At 61.7% G+C, this 24,492-nt stretch carries 22 protein-coding genes, 1 tRNA gene and 3 pseudogenes; 3 read left to right on the top strand and 23 right to left on the bottom strand.

Annotated features, from left to right (window positions below):
- Positions 1–107: 107 nt before the first annotated feature.
- Together ACKWRH_RS02355 and ACKWRH_RS02350 are read right to left on the bottom strand one after the other, a co-directional pair.
- Positions 108–944, bottom strand: coding sequence for an alpha/beta fold hydrolase (locus tag ACKWRH_RS02355; RefSeq protein WP_445219159.1), 837 nt, complete (start codon positions 942–944; stop codon positions 108–110).
- A gap of 36 nt (positions 945–980) precedes the next feature.
- A complete protein-coding gene (locus tag ACKWRH_RS02350) occupies positions 981–1,643 on the bottom strand; it encodes a hypothetical protein (protein ID WP_445219158.1) in 663 nt (220 codons plus the stop codon).
- Between the two features lie 221 nt (positions 1,644–1,864).
- Between ACKWRH_RS02350 and ACKWRH_RS02345 the strand changes: the two genes are divergently transcribed.
- Positions 1,865–2,260, top strand: coding sequence for a VOC family protein (locus ACKWRH_RS02345; RefSeq protein WP_014490564.1), 396 nt, complete (start codon positions 1,865–1,867; stop codon positions 2,258–2,260).
- 56 nt (positions 2,261–2,316) lie between these two features.
- On the opposite strand, the gene ACKWRH_RS02340 is transcribed toward ACKWRH_RS02345, so the two are convergent.
- The 5 genes and pseudogenes from ACKWRH_RS02340 to ACKWRH_RS02320 all read right to left on the bottom strand — a co-directional run bounded on the left by ACKWRH_RS02340 (position 2,317) and on the right by ACKWRH_RS02320 (position 7,800).
- Entirely contained in the window at positions 2,317–3,675 is a 1,359-nt protein-coding gene (locus ACKWRH_RS02340; RefSeq protein ID WP_445217214.1) for an IS701 family transposase, read from the bottom strand.
- A gap of 61 nt (positions 3,676–3,736) precedes the next feature.
- Positions 3,737–3,871 (bottom strand): annotated as a pseudogene (locus ACKWRH_RS02335) (IS5/IS1182 family transposase); the annotation flags it as partial.
- 161 nt (positions 3,872–4,032) lie between these two features.
- Positions 4,033–4,984: pseudogene (gene pip, locus ACKWRH_RS02330) on the bottom strand (prolyl aminopeptidase).
- A 115-nt stretch (positions 4,985–5,099) separates the two neighbouring features.
- Positions 5,100–6,080 carry a Bug family tripartite tricarboxylate transporter substrate binding protein gene (locus ACKWRH_RS02325; protein WP_445219157.1) on the bottom strand — a complete coding sequence of 327 codons (981 nt, stop codon included), beginning with the start codon at positions 6,078–6,080 and terminating at the stop codon, positions 5,100–5,102.
- A gap of 79 nt (positions 6,081–6,159) precedes the next feature.
- Positions 6,160–7,800, bottom strand: coding sequence for an FAD-dependent oxidoreductase (locus ACKWRH_RS02320; RefSeq protein WP_445219156.1), 1,641 nt, complete (start codon positions 7,798–7,800; stop codon positions 6,160–6,162).
- Between the two features lie 116 nt (positions 7,801–7,916).
- On the opposite strand from ACKWRH_RS02320, the gene ACKWRH_RS02315 reads away from it, so the two are divergent.
- On the top strand, positions 7,917–8,810 hold the full coding sequence (locus ACKWRH_RS02315) for a LysR family transcriptional regulator (protein WP_445219155.1): 894 nt from the start codon (positions 7,917–7,919) through the stop codon (positions 8,808–8,810).
- Between the two features lie 25 nt (positions 8,811–8,835).
- Here ACKWRH_RS02315 and ACKWRH_RS02310 read toward each other — a convergent pair whose 3' ends face one another.
- From ACKWRH_RS02310 to ACKWRH_RS02240, 15 genes and pseudogenes are all read right to left on the bottom strand, one after another.
- Complete coding sequence (locus ACKWRH_RS02310; RefSeq protein WP_028158517.1) at positions 8,836–9,711, bottom strand: ABC transporter permease; 876 nt, start codon at positions 9,709–9,711, stop codon at positions 8,836–8,838.
- Positions 9,708–10,541 carry an ABC transporter ATP-binding protein gene (locus ACKWRH_RS02305; protein ID WP_445219154.1) on the bottom strand — a complete coding sequence of 278 codons (834 nt, stop codon included), beginning with the start codon at positions 10,539–10,541 and terminating at the stop codon, positions 9,708–9,710. The genes ACKWRH_RS02310 and ACKWRH_RS02305 overlap by 4 nt, the downstream gene beginning before the upstream one ends.
- Positions 10,538–11,587: an ABC transporter substrate-binding protein gene (locus ACKWRH_RS02300; protein WP_445219153.1), complete on the bottom strand. Its 1,050-nt coding sequence runs from the start codon at positions 11,585–11,587 to the stop codon at positions 10,538–10,540. The genes ACKWRH_RS02305 and ACKWRH_RS02300 overlap by 4 nt, the downstream gene beginning before the upstream one ends.
- Positions 11,587–12,726 carry a 3-isopropylmalate dehydrogenase gene (gene leuB / locus ACKWRH_RS02295; protein ID WP_445219152.1) on the bottom strand — a complete coding sequence of 380 codons (1,140 nt, stop codon included), beginning with the start codon at positions 12,724–12,726 and terminating at the stop codon, positions 11,587–11,589. The genes ACKWRH_RS02300 and leuB overlap by 1 nt, the downstream gene beginning before the upstream one ends.
- On the bottom strand, positions 12,723–13,370 hold the full coding sequence (gene leuD / locus ACKWRH_RS02290) for a 3-isopropylmalate dehydratase small subunit (RefSeq protein ID WP_445219151.1): 648 nt from the start codon (positions 13,368–13,370) through the stop codon (positions 12,723–12,725). Before leuD ends, leuB begins: the two co-directional genes overlap by 4 nt.
- A complete protein-coding gene (gene leuC / locus ACKWRH_RS02285; RefSeq protein WP_445219150.1) occupies positions 13,371–14,804 on the bottom strand; it encodes a 3-isopropylmalate dehydratase large subunit in 1,434 nt (477 codons plus the stop codon).
- A 142-nt stretch (positions 14,805–14,946) separates the two neighbouring features.
- The gene (locus tag ACKWRH_RS02280; RefSeq protein WP_445219149.1) at positions 14,947–15,900 is read right to left on the bottom strand and encodes a LysR family transcriptional regulator; all 954 of its coding nucleotides are present in this window, start codon (positions 15,898–15,900) and stop codon (positions 14,947–14,949) included.
- Between the two features lie 417 nt (positions 15,901–16,317).
- Positions 16,318–16,851, bottom strand: a complete 534-nt coding sequence (locus ACKWRH_RS02275) for a restriction endonuclease (protein ID WP_445222607.1) — start codon at positions 16,849–16,851, stop codon at positions 16,318–16,320.
- Positions 16,852–16,947: 96 nt separating this feature from the next.
- Positions 16,948–17,031 (bottom strand): annotated as a pseudogene (locus ACKWRH_RS02270) (winged helix-turn-helix domain-containing protein); the annotation flags it as partial.
- Between the two features lie 15 nt (positions 17,032–17,046).
- Positions 17,047–17,211: a hypothetical protein gene (locus ACKWRH_RS02265; protein WP_445219148.1), complete on the bottom strand. Its 165-nt coding sequence runs from the start codon at positions 17,209–17,211 to the stop codon at positions 17,047–17,049.
- 8 nt (positions 17,212–17,219) lie between these two features.
- Positions 17,220–18,014, bottom strand: a complete 795-nt coding sequence (locus ACKWRH_RS02260; RefSeq protein WP_445219147.1) for a hypothetical protein — start codon at positions 18,012–18,014, stop codon at positions 17,220–17,222.
- Entirely contained in the window at positions 18,014–19,441 is a 1,428-nt protein-coding gene (locus ACKWRH_RS02255) for a hypothetical protein (protein WP_445219146.1), read from the bottom strand. Before ACKWRH_RS02255 ends, ACKWRH_RS02260 begins: the two co-directional genes overlap by 1 nt.
- 8 nt (positions 19,442–19,449) lie before the next feature.
- The gene (locus ACKWRH_RS02250) at positions 19,450–21,198 is read right to left on the bottom strand and encodes a restriction endonuclease subunit M (RefSeq protein WP_445222606.1); all 1,749 of its coding nucleotides are present in this window, start codon (positions 21,196–21,198) and stop codon (positions 19,450–19,452) included.
- 16 nt (positions 21,199–21,214) lie between these two features.
- Positions 21,215–21,469 (bottom strand): hypothetical protein, encoded by a 255-nt coding sequence (locus tag ACKWRH_RS02245; RefSeq protein WP_445219145.1) that lies wholly within the window; start codon positions 21,467–21,469, stop codon positions 21,215–21,217.
- Positions 21,470–21,680: 211 nt separating this feature from the next.
- Positions 21,681–21,770 (bottom strand) — tRNA-Ser (locus ACKWRH_RS02240).
- Between the two features lie 250 nt (positions 21,771–22,020).
- On the opposite strand from ACKWRH_RS02240, the gene ACKWRH_RS02235 reads away from it, so the two are divergent.
- Positions 22,021–22,869, top strand: coding sequence for an alpha/beta fold hydrolase (locus tag ACKWRH_RS02235; RefSeq protein WP_445222605.1), 849 nt, complete (start codon positions 22,021–22,023; stop codon positions 22,867–22,869).
- A 168-nt stretch (positions 22,870–23,037) separates the two neighbouring features.
- On the opposite strand, the gene ACKWRH_RS02230 is transcribed toward ACKWRH_RS02235, so the two are convergent.
- Positions 23,038–24,171: an ROK family protein gene (locus ACKWRH_RS02230; RefSeq protein WP_445219144.1), complete on the bottom strand. Its 1,134-nt coding sequence runs from the start codon at positions 24,169–24,171 to the stop codon at positions 23,038–23,040.
- Between the last annotated feature and the right edge of the window lie 321 nt (positions 24,172–24,492).

Here is a 24,492-nt window from a genome sequence, read left to right as displayed (position 1 = left end):
CGGCAGCAGGTTCAACCTGTCACCGCTCTGGTTGCGGGGGCACCGGGCGCGCGCCCCCGCGCGACAGCGGCTTCGCGTTCACGGTCGAACGAGTAAGTAATCGGCCGTCAAGGTGGTGACCCGCCATGCAGAAACTGACGAACTCGAGGCAGGACGAGATCGACCGCACTCAGTTCGGCTTCATGGGTCAGGCCGTCCAGGATCACGAGCTGTACTTTGGTCGACTGCAATGCAGTCCCGATGGTCTGCGCGTTCCCGAGCGCAGCCGGATTTTCCCGGCCAACGATCCAAAGTGTCGGGCAAAGAAGACGCCCTGGATCGATATCTTCCCAATCCAGCATCGCCGCGAGCCAAGCCACCTCAGGGCCGGCGCGGCCACTTTGAAGATAAGCCCGCTCGGGGGGCGTCAACGCTTCGACATCGAGACTGACTTCCTCTTGAGCCTTGAGGATTGGCGCCCATCGATCGCGGACGCCGGTAATGGTGCTGCGAAATTCACCGACGGCGCCCAGGCCAAACGGTATGCCCACCATGACGAACCGAAACACGCGCTGGGATCGAGCGGCAAGATAACGCCCTATGTTCGCTCCGTAGGAATATCCCCAGAGCATAAACCGTTCGATACAAGCGTGATCGACGACCGCGAGAATATCGTCGCAGTGCCGATCGACGGAGTAGGCGATTGAATCCCGAGGCCTTTCGCTGTCGCCGTGACCTCGAATGTCGATGGCCAGTACGGTGAAGTCGGGCTGGAGCTCGCTGACGTAGCCGGCCGCGTGCCAGACCTGACGCGACTGCATGCCGCCGTGCAGGAGCACGATCGCTGGTCCGGAACCGGCGCGTTCATAGGCAATGCGGCTGCCGTCGTTGGACGTTGCGAAGAGACTTGTCATATGTCGATGGCTTTCTGAAAGAATTAACGCGAAAGCGGCGCGCGGATTCATTCCGCGGGCGCGATCGTTGAGGGGACGTCGATGGTGCTAGAGATTCCGCGCCGCCGGCCTGCGACCGATCGGAAGGCGACCACGGGTCGCTGTCAGCCGCAGATGGCAGAGGGTGCGCCAGGCGGGCGTGCCATAGCTTGCGAGGAGATCGCGCCGGGTTTCCTCCCACAGCGACGATTCAGGGTCGAGCCCCAGCATACGCACGAGATTCTCGTCGCCCACGACGACCTGCCTGGCGTAAGGAAACAGAAAGCGGGTCGCTCCATGCTTGCAGAAGGCACGAGCTTCGGCGTAGCTCGCAAACCAGTCGTTCAGCAGAAGCTGGCAACGGAAATCGTACCACAGCCCGCCCATGTCATCCGTTGGCTTGGCCTGCCCGCCAAGCACATGACGTGCATGTTCCCAATCCTGGAAACCGAGCTCCGTGCAGACTATATTGAGAGCGTGGCTCAACTTCCATTTCGCGGGCCACGCCCAGCGCCGCCGCCTCGATATCCAGCGTGCATAGAAGATGACGTCCGGCGATTCATTGGTCAGATCGTTCAAGCGTAGCCGCGCGCGAATTTTGATTTCACGCAGCAATTCATCGCAGGTGCTTGGGAATTCGAGCGTTGCAGCACCCGACGAGAATACGGTGTTTATGACAACCCCGATGAGGCGTCCGACACTCCCGCTATTGCCGAACAAAGGGCTCGTCATCGTTAGCCTTCCCGGATGCCGATCGAAGGATCGTATCGCCGGAAGAAAACGGACAACCTCTCGAAGGGTGAGAGCCTCTTGTGCGGGAAGGCGCCCCTTCGGCACCTGCGCGAGGTCATAAGGTCGTCTTCAAAAGGACGCAAGCTGGTCGGGACGGCGGGCCGTGATGACTTTGAATCTTCCGTCCCCACGTATCGGCGGTCTAACGCAAAGGGATTCGCATGCCTCCAACTCACGCACTGACGTCCATCCTTCCCTGCAACGACCTCGCCGCCTCGGAGAAATTCTACGCCCGGCTCGGTTTTACGCGCGCGGACGGAGACAAGCCGGCGGACGGTGAGGACAGCTATCGCATCCTCTCCGATGGAAAGGGTGGCCATCTCCATCTCACCGATGCCGTCGAAGGCTGGCTGATCAGAGGCCGCAACCCGTTCGGCCTCTATCTCTACACCGAGGCCGTCGACGAACTCGCGCGAGAGTTTTCGGGCGAGTTGGCCAACGGACAGGGGCCGGAGGACACGCCGTGGGGAATGTACGAGTTTGCGCTGTCGGACCCGGACGAGACCCTGGTCAGGATCGGCTGGCCGTCACGGCTCCGTCAGAACAAGCAAGCTTGAGCGGCGGAGAGGAAGGCCTAGCACTACTTTGGCAGATCTATTTGCGCTGCGGATTTTCACGGATTCGTCTTCTGCAACATGGGCATCGCTGGGATGGCGGTCGAAGAATGAGATCGACGATGGCGTGACGAACGGCCGGCAAGCTTGGCTGAGGCGGGGGTCCGTTGATTCTTTTTTTTCCGCCCCGCTTGTGCGAGGCGACGGTGTTGCAAGAAGGCGTACGCGATCATGGTCATGAGTGCGTGACGATGAAGACCTTGCCAGGATCGTCCCTCGAAGTGATCAAGCCCGAGTTCCTCTTTCAACTGCTGATGCGCCTGTTCGCAGATCCATCGCGCCTTAATCGTGGCAGCCAGTGTGCGCAGATCTGTCGCGGCCGGCAGATTGGCGAGATAGTATTTCTTCTCCCCTGAGGTCCTGTGTTCACCGATCAGCCAGGCCTCCTCGCCGGGAAGATGCTGCTGGCCCTTATCCTTGATCCGCTGCGGTGGTCCATCGGCGATCCGCACCCGAACGGCCGCAAAACGCGCTTTCAATCGACCCTTGGTCCCGGTTCGCCAGCTCACAGTTTGCCATTTGGCATCGGCGAGCATGTCTTCGGCTGCCCTCGACAGGATGTCCGGAATGTACAGCTTGCGGGGACGCCCGCGCATAGCGACTGGCCAGATCAACTTGACGCCGACCGGGTACACCTTCTGGTGACGGGGGATGCCAACGGCCCAGACCAGCCCGCGTGCCGTGAGCCCTTGTCGAAACGGCGCGCTGAGGCCGTATCCTGCGTCCGCCAGCACACAACCAAAGCGCACGCCGGCCGTCATCGCGCGATCAATCTCGGCCAGAGCAATCTCTGGCTTGGATCGCGGCGCCCGGTATTCGACCGGTACGCCGGCGCGCTTCAAGCGTGCAGCGTCGCTTGTCCAGCTCTCTGGCAGGAAGAGACGCAACGCGATCATCACCGGCACTTCGCCGCGCGCAAGCGTCAGCGACACCAACGTTTGGCAATTTGCCGTCTTGCCAAGCGCCGAGGCATATTGAGCCGCGACACCGACCGAGCGTTCGCCCTTCTTCGGCACCGCGGTGTCATCGATAACCAGCACTGCATCGTCGCCGCCGACGAGCCGGTCGGCCTGACTGAACAACTCTGTCTCCAGCGGCGTCGCGTCCCAGACGCCATCGGCAATGAAATGGTGCAGCTGGTCGTAATCGCCCGCTGCAAAGCGCTCCGCCATCGGTTGAATGCTTTTGCGTTCACCAGGGCCGATCAGCCCCGCAATGTAAAGCGGACACATCCGTCGCCGGGCCTTATGACCCAAGCGATCCAGAAATGGCTTCAGCCAACGTTCGAGTTCGTCTTCCCAATCCGACGTCGCGTTCCCCATGGTCGGCGCTCCAAAAGCCGACCCCCTATGAATCATTGAAAAATCGATTCGGGAATCCTGACAGGCTCATTAAACCGACGAAACTGCCAAAGTAGTGCTAGGACGTGGACTCATTAGCGCCGAGCCATAGCCTGATTGAAGCGAGTTGGACGAAGGCGAGATAGTTGGCGGCAAGCTTGTCACAACGCGTCGCCACACGACGGCATTGCTTGATCCTGTTGAAGAAGCGCTCAGTGCTGATACACGCGGACAATCGACGTGTCGCAGACGCTCTTCTTACGTGGAGTAGCAAGCACCCAGCGCGTCGATGATGCGGCCCGAGACCAGCCCGCCACCAACGGATGATTCTCCTCTTCTGCGCCCGGATTTATTCCGACTTCGTCGTTGCCCTCTTTATAGCGCTGTCGCGAAGCGATCGGTGGCGCGCACCAGTTGATCGAGGATACCCGGCTCCGACCAGGCATGACCTGCACCCTCGACCAGATGGAATGCGGCATCAGGCCACGCCCTATGCAGCGCGTACGCATATCGGGCTGGACATGTCGTAGCGGCCGTGAACAATGGCCCCCGGGATACCGCGGAGGCGGTGAGCGTTGCGCAGAAGTTGCCCATCCTCCAGCCAGCAATCGTGAACGAAATAGTGGTTCTCCAATCGCGCAAACGCGAGCGCAAATTGGTCCTGGCCAAACGATGTCGAGAATGCTGGATTAGGCAGCAGCGTGATCGTTTCGCCCTCCCAAATAGCCCAAGCCTTGGCTGCCTCGAGCTGGGTGGCTCGATCGTCGCCCGTCAGCCGGCTGCGATACGCCGCAATCATGTCGCCTCGCTCGCTCAGGGGTATCGGTGCCTGGAACTTTTCCCATTTCTCCGGAAAGATCTCTGAGACGCCGAACTGATAGTACCATTGCAGCTCCGCCTTGGTGACGGTGTAGACGCCACGGAGAACAAGCTCGCTGACGCGGTCGGGATGCGTTTCTGCATAAGCTAACGCGAGAGTCGATCCCCACGAGCCACCGAACACGAGCCATTTGTCGACGCCTGCAAGTTCACGCAAGCGCTCGATGTCCGATACCAAATGCCAAGTCGTATTCGCTTCGAGCCCCGCATACGGAGTTGATTGCCCGCATCCTCGCTGATCGAAGAGCATGACATCATATCGATTGGGATCAAACAGACGCCTATGTTCAGGGGACAAACCTCCGCCCGGTCCGCCGTGCAGGAAGACCGCCGGCTTCGCGCCCGGCGTCCCCACCCGTTCGTAATAAACCCGGTGACCTTCTCCAACGTCGAGGGTGCCAGCGCTATAGGGCTCGATGGGTGGGTACATGGACCTCAACTGACTCATACGGCCTCCGTTTGGCACCACGAGCTTCGATTAGCGATCATGGTGGTTTCGGTTATAGGAGCAAAGCGGACGAAGCCACCAGTCACATGTCGCACCGGGTTTATAGGTACGCGGCCTAGTTCGCCTTGATGCCGGCCTCGCTGATGAGCTTGCCCCATTTCGTGCTCTCGCTCTGAATGAAGCGGCCGAACTGCTCCGGTGAGGTCGGCGCGGGCTCTGCGCCGAGGGTCCGGATCTTCTCGGCCACCACCGGGTCTTTCAAGGCTTTTGTGAAAGCTTCGTTCAGCCTGCTGATGACGTCCGCAGGCGTGCCTGAGGGAGCAACGAGCCCGAACCAGCCCACGGATTCGAAGCCCGCGATGCCACTCTCGGCAAGGGTCGGAACATCGGGCAAGGATGCAAGCCGGCGTGCCGACGAAACGCCGACGGCGTTGAGCTTACCTTCGAGAATCAGTTGCCGCGATGCGGGGATATCCAGCACCGCGAAGGGGACATGACCCGCAAGGACATCAACCGCTGCCGGCGCCGTCCCACGATACGGAACGAGTTCCATGCTGATCCCCGCCTTCTGCGTGAACAGCGCGGCCGTCAGATGCATGGCCGTCGAATTGCCGCCATGTCCGATCGACAGCGCTCCCGGCTTTGCCTTGGCGAGCGCGATCGTCTCTGCCGCATTGTGCGCTGGCACGTTCGCGGACGCGACCAGCACAAAGGGAATTTCCGCCAGCAGCGTGATCGGCGCGAGATCCTTTGGGTCGAACGGCATCGACGAATTGAGGTGCGGGTTCACCGTCAGCGCGCCCGCCGGCGCAACGCCGAGCGTGTAGCCGTCGGGTCTGGCCTGGGCCACCGCGGCCATGCCGATGTTACCCCCAGCGCCTGCGCGGTTCTCGATCACCAGGCTCTGCTTGAGCTCGGCGGTGACCAGCGGCTCGAGCGCACGAATGACGGTGTCGGCGCTGCCGCCGGGAGGGAAGGTGACGATGATCTTGATCAATTGGTCCGGATAGGCTGCGCGGCCTGCCTCCAGCGGCAACACAACGAAAGTCGCGGCCGTCAGCACGGCCAGAATCCGGCGCCTCGCAACGTGAAACAATTTCTCCTCCCCCATTTCGTATTCTTGTTCGTAGGCACGACCAGGCTGCCGTACCGTTGGCAGGCAGCCTGCTATTCGATCACACCGCAGCGCCAGTGATGCGCGCAAGCAAGCCTTGCGGATCTTCGGGCGCGGCCTGCCCGCGCCAGGCGATGTGCTGATCGGGTCGCGCCAGCACGAGCTTCTCGGTATAGGCCCCGTTCGCCTCATCCGGCGCGATGTCGACCAGCGCGAGCGGCATGCCGCGCTGTTCTGCGGCAGAGAGCAGCCGCGCCACATCGATTGCCGGGTCAAGCCGCAGCAACGTGTAGCCGGCCCCGAAGGCGTCGTAGAGCGATCGTCCGTCGCGCAGGAACACATGCGGCGCCCGGGCGCCCGGCACGGTGGAGGGTGTAAAGCTTCCCATCGCATAGGCCGGCGGGGCTTCGCCGTCATAGGCGATGATCGGCGAGGCATCGTAGTAGTAGCCGAAATTGAGGCCCGCGCAGCAATATTGCTGCACGTTGAGATCGTAGGCCGCCCTGGCAAGCGATGCACGCGCCGCGTGCCCGCGCGGCGTGTCGTCCTCGATCTCCGCGGACACGCCGCCGCGCTGCGCCATCATCTTCATCGCATGGTCCATTGCAAAGCGCGACACCTGGTCGGTGATGGGCTGGCGCTCCGCCTCATAGGCATCGAGGATCGAAGCCGGCGCCCATCCGTTCAGATGCGCCGCCAATTGCCAGCAGAGATCGACGGCATCAGCAATGCCCGCATTCATGCCGTAGCCCGCATAGGGCATCCACAGATGCGCGGCGTCGCCACAGATGAAGACCCTGCGGTCGCGGAAGCGATCGGCCACCAGCCTGCGCCCGACCCAGTCCTCCTTGCTGAGGATTTTGTACGCGAACCGCTCGTCGACGCCGAGAATGGCGCGGATCGACCAGTCGCGATCAATCGAGTCGAACTCAGGCTCGTCGGGCCTCAGATGATTATGGATCAGCCAGCGGTCGTGGCCGTCGATTGCAACCGTCGTGCCGGAGCGGCGCGGGTTGAGCGAGAGCACCATCCAGGCCGGCTTGTGCGCGCCCATCAACTCCTTCAGTTGCGGCGCCTCGATGAAGGTTGATTGCACCCGCTGAATCACCGGCGTGCCGGACAGGCTGGCGCCGATCGATTTGCGGACGAGCGAGCGGCTGCCATCGCAGCCGATCACGAAGTCGGCTTCGATGCGGAGCGCGTTTCCTCTGTCGAGGTCGCGACCCAGCGCGACCACACGATCGTCGTCCTGCTCGATATCGGTGATTTCCGTGCGCGCCAAAATGGTGATGCGCGGCTGAGCGGCGGCGTGGCCGAACAGGATCGGCTCGAGATAGACCTGGTTGATCCGGTGCGGCGGCTCGGGCGTCGGCCACCAGGTATCGGAGCCGCCGGTGGCGCTGTAACGGCGCGCGCGCGAGGGAATGTCGATACGGCAGAGCTCGATGCCGGTCGCCGTGGTCCGGTAGGAGCAATCGTTCGGGAAGTCCGCGGGCAGGCCCGCGTCGCGCAGCTTTACGGCGACGCCCAGCCGGCGGAAGATTTCCATCGAGCGCGCCGAGACGTGGTTGCATTTGACGCTGGGCGGATCGCCGGCGTGGCGGATCTCCGCGACGACGACGTCGATCCCGCGCGAGGCCAGATCCATGGCCGCGGTCAATCCCACGGGCCCGGCGCCCACGACCAGCACCTGAGTCCTCATGCTCGTTTCCATCCCCTTGCATCATCGCGGATTCGCTGCCCGCGCAGCATGCATTTTATTGCAGGCTCTCTTATGCGATAAGTCGGAAAGAACTCATCAATTCATGAGCTTTTCCGATGAATGTCACCTTGCGACAATTGCGGGCCTTCACTGGCGTGTATCGCACGCGCAGCATCACGCGGGCCGCGCGCGAGCTGGGCATCACGCAATCGGCCGCGAGCCTCCTGATCCAGCAGCTCGAAGTGCAGCTCGGTGTCAAACTGTTCGACCGCTCCACGCGTTCGGTGCAGCCGACGCTGGCCGCCGACGAGGCGTTTCACGCCGCCGAGCGCATGTTGAGCGATGCGCTGGGCCTGTCACGGCGCATGCATGACCTCGCGCAGGCGCGCGCCGGCCGCGTCGCGTTCGTCGCGTCGGCGGGCGCCGCATCGGCGCTGCTGCCGCAGGTTCTGGCGAAATTCCGCGCGGCCCATCCCGAGATCGACATCGACATGCGCGACGTCGCCGCCGACGATCTCGTTCCGCGCCTGATCGCAACCGATGCCGAGTTCGCGATCGGCAGCGTCGAGGGTGAGTTCGCGGAGATGACGATCGAGACGCTGACCCGCGGACGGCTGAGCGCGATCGGCCGCCGCACCGCCGACTTCGCCGCGCGGCGCGCGCTGACATGGGACGAGCTGGCGCAGCTTCCGACCATCGCGATGCGGCGCGAGACGCGAATCCGCATGCAGATCGACCAGGCGCTCGGCGCGCAGGGCAAGCACCTTTCTCCAACCTATGAGGTCACGCTGATCAACACCGCGCTCGCCATGACCGCCCAGGGGCTCGGCCTCGCCATCCTCCCCGCGACGATGCTGCCGGCCGATCAATTCCCGACGCTGATCGCAAGACCGCTGATACGCCCGGCGATCACCCGCCCGGTGTCGCTGCTGCAACGTCAGGGACGGACGCTGTCGCCGGCGGCGCAGGCGTTTGTGGCGACGGCGCGGACGATGCTGGCGGGGTCGTAATCAACGCCGCAGGCCGCTGCTCGGGCTACTCCGCGAGATTATGCTGCTGCCAGCGCAACAGATAGGCCTGCAATCGCCAGATCAGCGCGGACAGCGCGACGCCGACCAGCATCAGCACGACGACGGCGACCATCATTCCCGATGCCTCCGCCCGCGCCTCGGATTCGATGATCAGGCGGCCGATTCCCCGTTCCGCACCGATGAACTCGCCGACGATCACGCCGATCAGGGCGAAGGAGATCGCAGGCGTCAGCGAGGCAAAGACCCAGGCCATGGTCGAGGGGATGACCACCGTGCGGGTGATCTGCCACTCGCTGGCGCCGAGCAGCCGCGCCGCGTTGACAAAGCCCTCGTCGATCGAGCGCGCCCCTTCGAACGTATTGAAGAACACCAGGAAAACGACCACGATCCACGACGTGACGATCTTCGAGGTATCGCCGATGCCGAAGGCCAGCACGATGATCGGCGCCAGCGCGATGCGGGGGATCGAATTCACCGCCGTGATGAACGGCTGGAAGATCGCGCTGAGCCGATCCGAACGGCCGAGCACGAGGCCCGCGGCGAAGCCGCTGCTGACGCCGGTGACGAAGCCGAAGAACGTGTTCTTCAGGGTGACGGCGGTCGCGATCCAGAGATTGTTCTCGGATCGCGCCATGCAGCGGGCGAATTCGCCATTGAACCAGCCGTTGAACACGCCGAGCTTGGACTTGAGGCAGCTCAGGATCAGGAAGTGCTCGAAGATGTCGGACGGCTTGGACACGAAATAGGGGTCGAGCAGATCCGGCACCAGCCAGGGAAGGCGCCCGTGCAGATCGTACCCCCACTGCCAGATCGACAGGAAGCCGACGCAGATCAGCATCTGCCAAGCCAGGGTCCTGCCGGGGCGGCGCGCTCGCCTCATGGCTTGCGGCCCTTGATGAATTCCTCGCCGAGCGAGTGCCAGATCAGCTGAAACAGCTCGGCATAGCGCGGCGTCTCCCGGATCTTCACGGCATTGCGCGGGCGGGCGAAATCCACCTCGAAACTCTCCTTGATCCGGCCCGGCCGCGCGGAAAACAGAATGATGCGGTCCGCCAGCGTCAGGGCCTCGCCGAGATCATGGGTCACGAACAGCACGGTCTGCTGCTCGCGTTCCCAGATGCGAAGCAGCACGTCGTGCATGTCGATCTTGGTGTGGGTGTCGAGCGCACCGAACGGCTCGTCCATCAGCAGAACCTGCGGCTCGACGACCAGCGTTCGCATCAAGGCGGCGCGCTGGCGCATGCCGCCCGACAGCGCCGAGGGATAGGCATTGTCGAAATCCTGCAGCCCGGCTTGCGCCAGACAGGCGCGGACACGATCCTTTCGCTCCACCGCCGGGACACCCGCCAGTTCGAGGCCGTAACCGATGTTGTCGGCGACGGTGCGCCAGGGAAACAGGGTGTCGCGCTGGAACACATAGCCGACATTGGGCGTCGCCTGTCCGGGGACGACGGGCGTACCATCAATCAGGATCTGACCGCTGGTCGGCTTGACCAGGGTTGCGATCATGTTGAGGACGGTGCTCTTGCCCGAGCCGGATGGCCCCAGCAGGGCGACGAATTCGCCGCGCCGGACATTGAAGGAGACGTCGCGCACGGCCTCGATGGCCGTACCCGCCAACTGGAAAGTCTTGCACAAACCGCGCACGTCGATGCGCCGCGTGTCGGGCGGCGCATCGACGTGCGGCGCGTGTAAGGCCTGGATCGTCAAGCGGGATAGGCCTTGCGTGCCGCTTCGATGAAGCTGGTGTTCACAACGTCGGCCATCGCGAGCGGCTTGATGCCGGTCATTTCACGGAACCAAACCTTCTGACCGCGCGCGAAGCTGGCGGCATCGATGATGCCTTCGTAATCGGTGACCTTCTTCATGACGCCGCTGTCGAAGATATTCGCGTCGCGCGATGTGCTTCCGACGTAAGGCTCGATCATATCATAGATCTCTTCGGGAGAGTGCCCCTTGATCCACAGGGTGGCTCGCCACAGCGCCGTGACGAACGCCTGCATCTTCTGCGGGTCTTTGTCGATGGTCGCCTGCAGCGTGAAGTGAGACGTCACCGGGACCTTGCCGCCGATGTACTTGGTCCAGACCGCCTCGTCCGTTCCATCGAACAACAGCGCCCCCCAACCCTGCTCCACCGAATCCTTCAGGATTGAAGGCGAGTTGATGAGAACATCGACCTGCTTCGTCTTCAACGTGCCCATCATGGTGTCGACATTGCCGGTGCCGATCCAGGTCACCTTGTCGTCCAGTCCCATGGTTTCCATGTAATAGGAGGCCCAGACGTGGTTGGTACCGCCCAGCGACGACACCGAAACGATCGGCTTTCGTCCGTCAGGCCGTTTCCACTTCGCCAGCGCCTCCAGAGTGGTGATGCCCTGATCGAACAGATCCTTGCGGATGATGAAGATCGCCGCGTTGCTGCGGGTATCGACCGGCATCAGGACGCGCGCGCTGCGGCCGTGATTGCTGAGTTGCATCGGGTGGGTGATGTCGCCGATACCGATATCGCCCTGGGACGAAGCAATGATCTCGCGCGTCTTCACGCCGCTGCCGCCCTGGATCAGCTTGCAGTCGAGGCCGGCCTCCTTGAAGAATCCGGCCCGGTCGGCGACGAATTGGGACTGATAGACCGGAATGGCCACCGGATAGATCACGCGGCCCGACGGGGTATCCGCCCACGCTCGTCCTGCCGCCATGGACGCACCGGCGCCCGCGACGATCGTCAACGCGGCCCGTCTGGTGACCCGAGTCCTCATCACGCGTGCTCCCTCTCCTTGCCGACCACCTTGTCGAGCGCGTTCAGAACCGCATCGCCCATCTCCTGGGTCGAAAGTCTTTTTGCGCCGGGTTCGGCGATATCGGCCGTTCTTGCGCCGGCAGCCAGCGCCGTATCCACGGCCTTCTCCAGCAGCGTGGCATCATCGGGCCGATTGAGGGTGATGCGCAACATCATCGCGACGCTGAGGATCGAGCCGAGCGGATTGGCGATGCCCTTGCCCGCAATGTCAGGCGCGCTGCCGTGGACCGGTTCATAGAGCGCCTTGCGGCGGCCCAGCCGATCCGGCGGCCCGAGCGAGACCGACGGCAGCATGCCCAGCGAGCCCGATGCCATCGCGGCGCAATCGGAGAGAATGTCGCCGAAGATATTGCAGGTCACCATGACGTCGAACTGTGACGGCGCCCGCACGATCTGCATCGCGGCGTTGTCGACATAGAGGTGGGTCAGCTCCACATCGGAGAATTCCGCTTGATGCAGCGCGGTGACCTCCTCGCGCCACAGCACGCTGGTTTCCAGCACGTTGGCCTTGTCGACGGAGCAGACCCGGCCCTTGCGCGTCCGCGCCAGTTCGAACGCGGTTCGCGCCACCCGGCGAATCTGGCTGGTGGTGTATTGCTGGGTGTTGAAACCGCGGCGCTGGCCATCTGGCAGCGTTTCGATGCCGCGCGGCTCGCCGAAATAGATGCCGCTGGTGAGCTCGCGGATGATGATGAAGTCGACATCCTTCAGCACCGCGGCCTTGAGCGGCGCGGAGTCCGCCAGCGCCGGATTGGCGACGATGGGCCGGAGATTGGCATAGAGGTCGTACTTGCTGCGCAGCGACAGCAGGCTTCCCGCCTTGCGCGCCGCCGGAGGGACCTCGGTGGTTTCAGGACCACCTGTCGCGCCCCAGAGTATAGCGTCGGCCTCCTCCATCGCCTCGACGGTGTCATCCGGCAACACCTTGCCCGTCGCGAGATAGGGGATGAGACCGTATTGCGCTTCGCGCAAAGCCACGGGAATGCTGCGCCTCGCCGAAAACCATTTGAGAATGCGGTGAGACTGGTCGGTCACCTCAGGACCGATGCCTTCACCGCCGACCACGGCGACCTTGATCATGTTCGAGAGCGTGTTCATGCCAATTGTCCTGCCTGATGTCCTGCAAAGTGAATCCACGGCCGCGCGTCGCGGTCGGATGCCTGGAAGGCGCGGATCTCGTGGTCGCGCCGCAAGGTCAGCGAAATCTCATCTAAGCCTTCGAGCAAACCCGCACGCCGGCGCGGATCGATCTCGAAGACGTGCCGCACACCCGATGGCGAGGTGACCGTCTGCTCCTGCAGATCGACACTGACACGTCCCGCGCCCTGGCTCGCTTCGATCTCCGCGGCGAGGCCATCGATGACGGATTTGTCCAGCACCACCGGCAGGATGCCGTTCTGGAAGCAGTTGGCGAAGAAGATGTCGCCGAAGCCGGATCCGATGATGGCGCGGATGCCCATTTCCTGCAGCGACCACACCGCCGCCTCCCGCGACGAGCCGCAGCCGAAATTCGGACCCGTGACCAGGATTTCCGCCGCGCGATAAGGCTCGCGATTGAGGATGAACTCCGGATTGTCCGAGCCATCGGGCAGATAGCGGAGCGATCCGAACGCCCATTTGCCGAGACTGCCGCGGACGGAATTTCCGATCATGCGGTTGATGCTGATGATGACGTCCGTATCGACATTGGTGCGCATGATCGGCGCGGCCGTCGCGGTGAGCTTGGTGAAGGCTTGCGGCATCTAGCGCTCCATCGTTCGGACGTCGGCGATGGCACCGGACACCGCCGCCGCCACGGCCATGGCCGGGCTTGCCAGATGGGTGCGCGCACGCGGCCCTTGCCGGCCGATGAAATTCCGGTTCGACGTCGACACCGACCGCTGGCCGGGCGGCACGGTTTCGCCGTTTGCGGCAAGGCACATCGAGCATCCAGGCTCGCGCCATTCAAAGCCTGCGTCGATGAAGATCTTGTCGAGCCCCTCGGCCATCGCATCGCGCCTGACGGTCTCCGAACCCGGCACGACCCAGGCCCGCACGCCCGGCGCAACCTTGCGTCCGCGCGCGACCTCGGCCGCGGCGCGCAGATCGCTGAGGCGGCTGTTGGTGCAGGAGCCGATGAAGACCCAATCCACCGGCGTGCCGGCGATCGGCGCACCGGGCTTCAGGCCCATATAGTCGAGCGCGATCTCGATCGCGCCGCGGCGCGCGGGATCGGCGATGTCTGCGGGATCCGGGATGCGGCCATCGACACCGAGGACGTGTTCGGGACTGGTGCCCCAGGTGATCTGGGGGATGATGGTTCCGACGTCGATCGACACCTCGCGATCGAACATTGCGTCGCTGTCGCTCCGAAGCGTCCGCCAGGCCGCGACGGCCCGCTCCCACATCTCGCCTTGCGGCGCATAGGGACGGCCGCGGATGTACGAAAACGTCGTCTCATCCGGCGCGATCAGCCCCATCTTGGCGCCGAGCTCGACCGACAGATTGCAGATAGTGAGCCGCCCTTCGATCGGCAGGTCCCTGATCGCACTGCCGGCATATTCGACGGCATAACCGGTGCCGCCGGCGGCGCCGACATGGCCGATCAAAGCGAGGATGAGATCCTTCGCCGTGACGCCGAACGGCAACCGGCCGTCGAATGTCACGCGCATGGTTTTCGGCCGGCGCTGGATGATGGTCTGGGTCGCCAGCACATGCGTGAGCTCGCTGGAGCCGATGCCGAAGGCGAGCGCGCCGAGCCCGCCATGGGTGCAGGTGTGGCTGTCGCCGCAAACGATCAGGCAGCCGGGCAGGCTGAGACCGAGCTCGGGACCGATGACGTGGACGATGCCCTGTCCGGGCTGGTCGATGTCGAACAACCGGATGTTGGTTGCCGATGTCTCGGTCCGCAACGCCGCCAGCAGCTCCCACCCGGTCTTGATCGTGCCGGCACGCCCGGACGCCGTCGAAATCGCATGATCGGGCGTGGCGAAGGTCAGTTCGGGATTATGGACCGGAATGTTGCGGCTTTTGAGGTCGATCAGGCCGCGGGAGCCGCCGAGGTCATGCAGCAGATGGCGATCCACGTGAAGCAGATCGGTATCATCGCTGACATGGGCGATGACATGCTGGTCCCAGATTTTGGCCAGCAGCGTGCGACCGCGCGTGTCCACGATCCGTCCTCCCCTGTTCGGCATCTAATGTGCCGTGTTGCCGCCGATCATGTCGACCGGCAGCGACCCTGGGAAGCAGGATAGAAGTCCGTCGCGGAAATGTGCAGTGACGGTTGAGCAGGGAGCCATCGCGGCCGGCGATGGCAGGCCGTCGGCAGGAGCGATGTCAGCTTCTGCCGCGCACGACCGTCAGCCGGTCGGAGACGCTGCCCGTGGCGAGACGCGCATCATCATGGGTCCGCAAATGCTCCACCAGCAGCTTCGTCACCGAAGGCAACGACTTGTAATCGCGCACGCCGATGACCAGGTCGCGGCGCGCCCAGGACTCATCGAGCGGGACGGTGACGAGACTGTCGACGCCGTAGCGGTCGCGAACGATCTCCAGCGGCACGATTCCGACCCCCATCCTGGCATCGACGACGCGGAACAGCGCATCGAAACTGCTGACGCGGATGCGCACCTTGAGGTGCTGCCCGAGTGCCGCGGCGGCCCTGACGCACAGCGTCTCGATCGAGCTGCCCTTCTCCAGGCTGACGAAGTCGAAATCGACCAGTTCGCGGAAGCGAACACTGTCGCGGCCCGCCAGCGGGTGGTCGCGCGTGACCAGCGCGACCAGGCTGTCGCTGCGATAGGACAATAGCTCCAGATCCTGTCCGTCGATGTTGCCGCCGAAAATGCCGATGTCGGCCCGGTTCTCCACCACCGCGCGCACGATCGCGGGGCTGAGATCCTCCTCGATGTCGATGTGGACCAGCGGATGCTGTTCGAGAAACAGGCTGAGCTCATCCGCGAGGGCTTCGAGGATCGCGGACTTGTTGGCGCAGATCCGGATCAGCCCGCGCTTGCCCTGCCGGTATCCCGTCAGCTCGCTCTCGAGCTTGCTCAGGTTACCCAGGATGATGCGGGCGTGCTCGAGCAGGGCGAACCCGGCAGGTGTCGGCTCGATCCCCTTGGAATGACGATGCAGCAGCTCGACCTGAAACAGGTCCTCGATATCCGAGACGCGGCGACTGACCGCGGACGCAGCGATGTTCTTCTTCTCCGCCGCCTTCGCGATACTCTGCTCCTCGACGATCGCCACGAACAATTGCAGCGTGAGGAGATCGATTTTGGCCGTCATCGGGGAGGTCCTCGGGCGGGCGCTTGCGACAGGAAGACTATAACCGTTTTTGGATCGCAGCAGCGGCCGATGGCCCTGCCCAGCGCGCGGCTTCCGTAGCCGGACAACAAAAATGTCGAAAACAACCCCATGCACCGTAGACGGTGGCTGCAAGATCAATGAGTTACGCGGGGGTTGGAGCCGTCTGCCTCGTCGGGCAAGTTCTCAGGGCGATGCGCACCGACTGATGGTGGGGCAGAATTGGCGTTGGAGCGCGTTGATGCCGGCAGTACCACTTGGCTTCCGGGTCACGCATGCGGAGGTCGGCAGCGACCTTAGCGTCGGCGGATTTCGAATGACGCCGCGTCATTTGACCCGTCGGGCAAAACAGGGGCATAATGCTTATCATTGCGCAGCACGTCAGCGACGACCGAACCGCTAGCCCACTTTCTGGTAAGGCGCGAAGAACTCGCGGTCGATGGTAAGTGCCTTTGTCTCGCGAATTCCGAGCCCCTCTTCGATCAACAGCTCCAGCAGACGTTCAATATCGACAAGCTCGATCGCCGTTGCGTTCTCGCGAGCCGCTTCTCCGCGGGCATTCTTGGTGAAGGTACCCGTGGTCAAGAAGATGCCGCGCTCGGAACGTCCTTGGATTGCGCCTCGGAAATCCCGGATTTCCTTTACCTGCACCGTCCCAGCATAGCGCTTGCACTGGAACATAACCTTGATGCGCACGAAGCGGTTGATGAGAAGAAAGCCTTCGCCGTCGATGCCATGATCTCCGGTTTGGCCAGTAACCTTCAGGTTCTCGAACCCGATGTGCCGCAGTAACCGCGCGCACAACTCCTCGAATCCCTTGTCAGTGATGCCGCGCAGAATGCGGACGAGCTCTTCCTGAATCTCATCTTGGTTGAGATAGGTTTTCTCATCCGGCGCGCTCGCGTCAGCTTCATCAACGGCCGTCTCGGTCACCGTCTCGTCAGGCCCACCCTCGGCGCGCTGAAAGCCATCATGGATAGCCTTGAACAAATTATACGCATCATCATGGGAGAGGTTCGCCTTGCGTCCCTCCTCCGTCAGCACCCATACGCCGCGCTGCTCTGCGTCGATCAACCCCGCCTTGGCGAGGTAAAAGCGTGCCCAACCGACCTTGTTCTCGAACTTCGATTAACCACCCTTGGTCGTGCCTTCGATCTCTTCTTTCGGCACGGAGAGCCGTTCAGCCACCCAGGCATAGACCTCTCGAGGCTTGGCGGATGACCCGAGATCACGGAGCCCATCGATGACGGGTTGGAAATATTGTACGAACTTGGGACCTTTCAGCTTAGTCATGACACGCCCTACTGAATGGCCTTCAGAAAATGCATAACGATCCGATATGCTGGTTCATAACAAGCGAGAACTTGTGGATCCGGGTCGACTTCGCCGTGGAGAAGGGCGTTCCGCATCGCGTAAATGGTTTCGACTAAGCCAGCGAGCAAGTCTTCCGATGTGCATTGGAAGGCCATAGCGCCAGCTTGGAGCGCTGGTCCACCCCCTTGAACCAAATCTACCATCGGACGTGGATTACAGCCGCCGTAAAATTCCCGAAGTGTTACTTGTTGAGCACCCGACAAGGCCACGAATCCCGCCTCCAGATAGACGCTATTCGCGTCGTATGCTTGCTGCACGTGTTGAAATCTAACAACACCGGTGGCAATTGCAGTCACAGTTATCTCGATATCGCCGCCAGCGATTTTTCGAACTCGATACTCATGACTGTTTCGCGTTCGCTGTTCACTATTGATCGGACGGGGACGAATGCAAACCTGACGAAGAGATACACGCTCGGCACCGCCGCTCTTCCTCGTTACCTCGAAGTGGATAGCGTCGAGCTTGATTTGCAGATCGCAAATCGCCTGCTTTAGTGCCTGCGACTCAGCGGTAGCATTTCCTTCCTGCAGAAGTGGCAATATCCGCCGCCGGAGCCGGCTGTTTGGGTTGGTGATAGCGTAGTTCAACATAGCCCGCTCTTGGGCCTCTCCACTGTCGTGGCGATACCACGCATTAAACGCAGCCCAAGCTTTGACGAAGGGACCAATATAGTCGATCTCAGCCCGGTTCATCCAATCTAGAGCATGGGGAGGCAGAGGCATTACGAAGCCTCCACAGCTCGGGCGAGGAAAGCCATGGCCGCGGCCTCCCCCTCTTCGATAGCGATCTCGACAGCGCGTTTGGCAGCTTCGAGTACTTGGCGCGCACGAGCGCGGGCAGCGAAGCCGCGCTGCACTATGTCGGTAATCTCGGACGATACATGCGCGACTGCATCAGGCACTGAAATCGACAACAGATCTCCTTCGCTAAACCGGGGATGCTGCGAGCCGTCCTGACACCATTTTAAGATAGTTTGCACCGGAGCAGAGCGCAGGAAGACCATTAAGGCCTCCGGAGAAATCGCCGTACCCTTAGGACGAAGCACAATAAACTCGGAAGAGCCGACGGAAGGGATCTCATCTCCTGTACGCACGACCGCGATTTCCTTGAGATACGCGCGAAGCCGGGAAACCGTTAAGTCGCCGTCCTTCAACACTTTCTTCATGCTTCCGATGTCAGCGGCCACGGCAGGCTCTTTTTCCGCATCGAGGAGCGGTACGAGAGCATCCGTCACATCGTAATTGCGAACTCGCATCTCGGGAGGCGCACGATCGGGTACCCACTGTTCGCGTATGCTGTCCACGCGATCAGAGAGAAGCTGCCCAGGCATAGCTGCCAGCGACCGCCGCACCTGATCTTTGGCAGGCATAAAATATTGCGCATCCAGTCGCCCCGCCGCAAAGGCGTCGCTGGCGCGGGCATTATATGTCAGCGGCTCTGGCGGAGCCCAATCAGCCAATCCGAGGGCAGCGAGAAGCCTTGACTCAGCTTCTGCCATGGATTGCGTGACGGCATCTTGTTGTCGATCGGCATCAAGAACCAAGCTGTGGACCTGATCCTGAAGTGACAAGGCGAAGCGCGGAATGCGCAAGGATTTGCCGTCTTCTAACGACAGATGCTGTTGGACATTCCCCTGGAAACGGCGTGCCATCAGGGCCAAGCCCTGCTTCGCATTGAGAAAGGCGGCGATGAATCCTGGTCGATAGACGCGCTTCGCATCGGCGGTCAGCCTCACCGCAATCGTGTCTTGGCTGACATTGCATTCTTGAAGGGTTACTAGCGATGCAGCAGGATAGGCGGTTTTCGACAGTACAAGATCACCCGAATGTAACGCTGTGTTGGCTTCTAAGATATGAGCGGCTCGATCAATCCAAGCGGTAGAATGCTTTTGGATCATGCCCGTCTTGATATCGGTAATCCGAATGAAGGGAATCCCCTCGCCGGGATTGACATAGGTTTCCGCTTTGATGTCGAAAATGCCCTTGCGAAACACACCGGCAAGATCGCCGAAGGAATCGTTGGGAAGAACCTCGAGCGAGCGCTCAGCCCGAATGGCGGCTTTCGCGAAATATCCGCTGTCGATGCGAACCTTCGTGTTCTCTACGAGCACCTCGCTTAAAGGCAAGATCGAGATCTCAAGCCCCTTCAACAGGCCGTCTAAGCGGCTCTCGTCGAAGGGGCACCCGGAAAAAAACTGAGCTTCTCCGCTCGCGCGAACTCTTCGAAGGCTTCGGCGATGCCGTCCCGCGTCAACCCCTCATGATTGAAAAGATCATGCTCAACGATGAAGTGCCCATGCTTGTCTCGCATAAAGGTGCCATCGTCATCGCGTCGGTAAACTTTGCGCCCAGAATTGTCGACGCTCTCCACTTGCTGTGTGGCAAAGAAGATATTGTAGTCCTTCTGCTTCGGGCATAATGGTCCTACGCCCGGGTCGTCGTTCCATTTCTGGACAAAGAGCACACTCGTCTTCGTGCCCGTGTGCGGCTTAAAGGTGTTGGGATGCAGCCCCACCACGGCCAGCACGCGACAACGCTCCATGATGAATTCACGCAACCGCTGATCGGACGAATTGTTGAACCGCCCCTGTGGCAGCACCACTGCCATGCGCCCGCCCGGTCTCAGGAAATCTAGATTGCGCTCGACGAACAGAAGGTCCCGATCGACGGCTTTATCCAGCTTGCCATCTTTCTTGTGGGCAAGCTCATAGGGCGCCAACATATCGGACTGCTTGATTTCGCCCGCGAACGGGGGATTGGCCATCAGCACGTCAAACTGGAATTGGCGATAATCTCGCTGCCGAGTCGACTCGCGGAGCTTACGAAGCCGTCGCCAACCCGCACCGTAGGTGTCCAGCCACTCGTCCTGCTTTGCGGTCTCATCCCACTTTGTCCAATCGAGTGTGTTGAGATGCAGCACGTTGGTTTCGCCATCGCCCGCGATTAGATTGAGGCATCGGGAGACGCGCACACTTTTCTCATCGAAATCGATAGCGAAGACGTTGTCCCGCACGTATTCAATGCAGCGGTGCGGTTTCTCCTCCATCGTGAAGAGATGATTTTCCTGCTTCCCCATGTCGGCAATGATCTTTAGCCAGACATGAAACATTGCGTGCACTGTGAATCCCGCCGAGCCACACGCCGTGTCAATGACGGTCTCGCCCTCCACCGGGTTCATCATCTTTACGCACATGTCGATGACCCAGCGCGGGGTAAAGTACTGCCCCTTTTCCCCCTTTGACGACTTCGACACGAGATACTCAAAAGCGTCGTCGATTACGTCGAGATTAGAGTTGAAGAGCTTCCACTCTTCAAGCGAGCCGACACACACCTGAAGGTGATCAGGCGACAGGCGGATACGCTCATCTTCAAGGAATACGCCGGGCCACTTCTTCTTAGCCTCGTCGAACAGGTTCTGGATTGCGGTTTTTAACTGCGTCGCCGTGTTCTGATTCCGAAAGCGTAGCGCGCTACCACGGCGAAAGGAGGTCATCTCATCGTAGAGCTTAGTGAAGATTAGCTTGAACACCTCCTCGAAGACGTCGACGCCAGCGTTGGCGAGAACTTCGTCTTCCATGTCAGCAATGAGATCGCGCAGCGATTTGGCCGATTTGCCCTCGCGGACGCGCTCCTCTTCTAGCTCGATCAGCTTCTGGATGGTCCAGGGCTGGTCAACGACTTGCTCGATGGTCTGATCTGCCCGCGGCAAATCATGAATTGGCATGAAGTAATTGGGATTCTTGCGATGCCAGACCTCGGCGAGCGTGCCATTGCTCCACAGCGCGAGAGGCGCACCCGTCGCATGAGTATAGGATCGAAGTTGCTCCTTACCGTCCTTGTACTTTGCCTGTTTCACCTCGACGATTATGTAAGGGACGGTTGGTCTGTCCGCATCGAAAACGACGATGTCGGCACGTTTAGAGCTATCCCGTCCGAACGTGACGGGCTATGCGGGATGGTGAATAGCCCAGCGTGTTAATCAGGCGCGCAAGCCAAAGCTGCCGGATGCGCTCTTCCGGTTTAAGCTGAAATTCTTTGCCACGAATCAAGCAACTCGCATACGGGATAAGTTTGCCCCGGACGTTTCGTTCTACGGTTCGATCGTCCAGCCCGCGATTTTCTTCTTGCGAAAACAGCACGAACTCGTCTGTTGCCTCACGTCTGCGGCTTTCAGCCATCCTATAGACCTTCCCCCAGCCTGCGCGCATCCTGGATGCGGCGGCGCAAATTCGGCTCAGCTTATATTAGGCGAAATTAGCAAGGGGAAGGGTTGCACAGGGCGTCGCTTCAATTACCAAGTGCCGATTCCCCGCACGCAATAGCAACGTTATGATCGTGACGGGTTCGGCCATGCTGGCGACGCGAGCTGAGGCGCTCAAACATAATCATTGGCGGAGAGGGAGGGATTCGAACCCCCGATAGGCTTGCACCTATGCCGCATTTCGAGTGCGGTGCATTCAACCACTCTGCCACCTCTCCTGAAGGCGCCATGGTAGGAGCAGGGCCCCTGTGGTTGGGGGCGTTAATAGGCGAGGATGGCGGGCCAGACAAGGCGCGAAAGGGGAAAATCCGCTGCCTCTTTCGCCCCCGCCTAGAGCCGTTTCCGTTCCGATGAATCGGAACGGGGCTCCAGATTCTTGTTTTGACCCGTTTTCCTGAGGCGAACCGGTGTCCACTTCGCTGGGAAGCGCTCTCACCGCCGGGAGGAACTGCCGTAGAGCATCTCACGATCAAGGCCAATGGAGCCGATTTCCACCTGGTCCGCGCCGGACAGGGAAAACCGCTGCTTTTGCTGCATGGTTGGCCGGAATTCTGGCTGACCTGGGAGCCGGTGATCTCAAGGCTTTCGGACCGTTTCATGCTGATCGCGCCCGATCTGCGCGGCTTCGGCGACAGCGACAAGCCTGACGGGCCTTTTGGGCCGGACGGCCATGCCGCCGACATGCTGGCGCTGATGGACGGGCTCGGCATCGACCGATTCGCCGTGGTCGGCCATGATGTCGGCGGTGCCGTGATGCAGCCTTTGGCCCGGAAGGCGGGCGAGCGGCTCGCGGGGCTGTTTTTCTTCGATTTCGTCTATCCCGGCATCGGGCCGCGGATGGCGGCGCCTGATAGGCTCAATCACATCTGGTATCAATCCTTCCAGCAGATGGAGATGGCGCCCGCGCTCGTCGGCACGAGCCGCGAGAGCTGCCGGCTCTATATCAGTCACTTCCTCAAAGGTTGGGCGCATCGGAAGAACGCCTTCGACGATGTCCTCGACGCCTTCGCCGACAATTTCTTCAAGGCGGGCAACCTTGCCGGCGGCTTTGCGCATTATCGCGCCTCGCATGCCGGGCGGGTCGCGATGATGAAGGGCGAAGCCCCGCGGCTGGCACCGATCAACGTGCCGACCTGCGTGCGCTGGGCCGAGCACGACCCGCTGTTTCCCTATGCCTGGACCGACCGTCTCGGCGAGACGTTCGGCGCGCTCGATCTCGCGATGTTTCCTGATGTCGGACACTTCCCGCATCGGGAAGATCCGGATCGCGCGGCCGCGGAGATCGCGGCGTTCTTTCAGCGGATCGGCTGGCGCTGAAGACAGGGTGGGACCGCCAGACGCGGTAAACACTGGCGGTCCCGTGCCGCTCATTGAAATACTGGCTGGGAAGGGCGGCTTCGCCGGCCAGGGTGAGGCGACGATTCGACCGTAGCGAGTGTCCTGTGCGCTGCAACGCAATCCGGTCCTTAACCTAACCAGTCAAGGTTACTCCTTGTCCGCCTTGCCCTTTTTCTTGCCGTTCTCAGTAGTATCCCGGTCTTTTCCGTTGCCGTTCTCCTTGCGCCGGTTGGTGAAGCGGGCATTGCCGAGCCCGGTGCCGATGGTGAGCACGCCCCAGCGATCGACGTCCTGCATGAACGGCACCTCGGAGAGGCCCTGAACCACGCCGTCATTGTGCATCAGGATCGCGGTGTCGTGCTCGCCGATCACGGGGATGCCCTCGATCAGGCTCGCCGGCAGGTTGAACTTGCTGCTCTCCCAATTGCCCGGCAGGTTCTGTGCGCCCTTCTCGATCGAACCGTCCGCGTTGATCACGCCGGGACAGGCGATGCCGATGAACGGCGCGAGCTTGAAGCCCTCTTTCTCGGCCTCGGTGATCAGCCCCTTCAGCATCTTGGTGAGCCGCTTCACCGCACCCTCGCGGGTCGGCTCGTCATCGGCATGACGCCACAGCTCTGACTTCACGACCTTGGCCTTCGAGAGGTCCTTGGCCTTCTTCCAGCCGGTCTCCACCAGGCCGCAGCGGATGTTGGTGCCGCCGATGTCGACGGCGAGGATGCTGTCATGGGCCTCGAATATCCATGACGGTGCCAGATGCAGCGTGCCGATCAGGCCGGCTTCATCGGGATGGGCGCGAATCGGCACCATGTCGATCTTGAAATCCTCGGCCTTCAGGATGATCTCGGTGCGCGCGATCGCGAGCTCGCCGAGCCGTGAATCGCGGAAGCCGCCGCCGACGACGATGCGCTCGGTCTTCGCCCAGGCCTTGCTCTTGAGGAAGCGACGGGTGACGTAGGCGAGCTCCTGGGCAAAGTCCTCGATGGCGCTATGCACCACGGCCCAGGCCTCGGTGTCATCGCCGATCAGGATGGCGTCCAGCGTCTTCTTGCTGATCTCATCCGATGGCTCCTTGCCGAACGGGTCCTCGCCGGACTTGCGCAAAGGCTTGCGCCAGCGCTCGAGGATTTCGCGGAACGCGCCCTTGCTGGCGCGGTCGCCGAGGAAACCGTCCTCGTCCTTCATCTCGATGTTGAAGCTGTCGATGTCCACCGACGGCAGCCGCGCCGCGCCGTGGGCGGCGATGCCCGTCGTCGTCTTGACCAGTTCGTCCGTTGCCATGAAAGCCCTGCCCGGTTACCTGTTCCGGCCGGGACAACGGCGCGGGAACCCGGAAGTTGCAAACCGGCTGCAGATTCGCCTGAGGGCCGGGACGGATGCTAAATCCTTCAAATCCGGGCCGTTTCCGCCTGCTTTTCCTTGACTTGCGGGAGCGAGCGGCTATAAGTCCCGCAACCGGCGCGGGGCGTTTCTCGCGCTGTTTGTTTTTGCGTGGGTTTTCAAAGGGATAACTCCCGCCCGCACAAAACGCGCATAAACCCATAGCGACTGACAAAAAGCCGGCCCGGACGATTCTCGTCGCGAGGCCGGGATTTGAACACG

Source organism: Bradyrhizobium sp. Pa8, assembly GCF_052588265.1.
The sequence above is the reverse complement of the archived record's forward strand: the minus strand, read 5'-3'. Positions and strand labels throughout refer to the sequence as shown.

Excerpts from the sequence above, each read along its gene's own strand:
- ACKWRH_RS02355 (WP_445219159.1), bottom strand. The coding sequence starts at position 944 with ATGAATCCGCGCGCCGCTTTCGCGTTAATTCTTTCAGAAAGCCATCGA.
- ACKWRH_RS02350 (WP_445219158.1), bottom strand. The coding sequence starts at position 1,643 with ATGACGAGCCCTTTGTTCGGCAATAGCGGGAGTGTCGGACGCCTCATC.
- ACKWRH_RS02345 (WP_014490564.1), top strand. The coding sequence starts at position 1,865 with ATGCCTCCAACTCACGCACTGACGTCCATCCTTCCCTGCAACGACCTC.
- ACKWRH_RS02340 (WP_445217214.1), bottom strand. The coding sequence starts at position 3,675 with ATGATTCATAGGGGGTCGGCTTTTGGAGCGCCGACCATGGGGAACGCG.
- ACKWRH_RS02320 (WP_445219156.1), bottom strand. The coding sequence starts at position 7,800 with ATGAGGACTCAGGTGCTGGTCGTGGGCGCCGGGCCCGTGGGATTGACC.
- ACKWRH_RS02315 (WP_445219155.1), top strand. The coding sequence starts at position 7,917 with ATGAATGTCACCTTGCGACAATTGCGGGCCTTCACTGGCGTGTATCGC.
- ACKWRH_RS02310 (WP_028158517.1), bottom strand. The coding sequence starts at position 9,711 with ATGAGGCGAGCGCGCCGCCCCGGCAGGACCCTGGCTTGGCAGATGCTG.
- ACKWRH_RS02300 (WP_445219153.1), bottom strand. The coding sequence starts at position 11,587 with ATGAGGACTCGGGTCACCAGACGGGCCGCGTTGACGATCGTCGCGGGC.
- leuB (WP_445219152.1), bottom strand. The coding sequence starts at position 12,726 with ATGAACACGCTCTCGAACATGATCAAGGTCGCCGTGGTCGGCGGTGAA.
- leuD (WP_445219151.1), bottom strand. The coding sequence starts at position 13,370 with ATGCCGCAAGCCTTCACCAAGCTCACCGCGACGGCCGCGCCGATCATG.
- leuC (WP_445219150.1), bottom strand. The coding sequence starts at position 14,804 with ATGCCGAACAGGGGAGGACGGATCGTGGACACGCGCGGTCGCACGCTG.
- ACKWRH_RS02280 (WP_445219149.1), bottom strand. The coding sequence starts at position 15,900 with ATGACGGCCAAAATCGATCTCCTCACGCTGCAATTGTTCGTGGCGATC.
- ACKWRH_RS02265 (WP_445219148.1), bottom strand. The coding sequence starts at position 17,211 with ATGACTAAGCTGAAAGGTCCCAAGTTCGTACAATATTTCCAACCCGTC.
- ACKWRH_RS02260 (WP_445219147.1), bottom strand. The coding sequence starts at position 18,014 with ATGCCTCTGCCTCCCCATGCTCTAGATTGGATGAACCGGGCTGAGATC.
- ACKWRH_RS02245 (WP_445219145.1), bottom strand. The coding sequence starts at position 21,469 with ATGGCTGAAAGCCGCAGACGTGAGGCAACAGACGAGTTCGTGCTGTTT.
- ACKWRH_RS02230 (WP_445219144.1), bottom strand. The coding sequence starts at position 24,171 with ATGGCAACGGACGAACTGGTCAAGACGACGACGGGCATCGCCGCCCAC.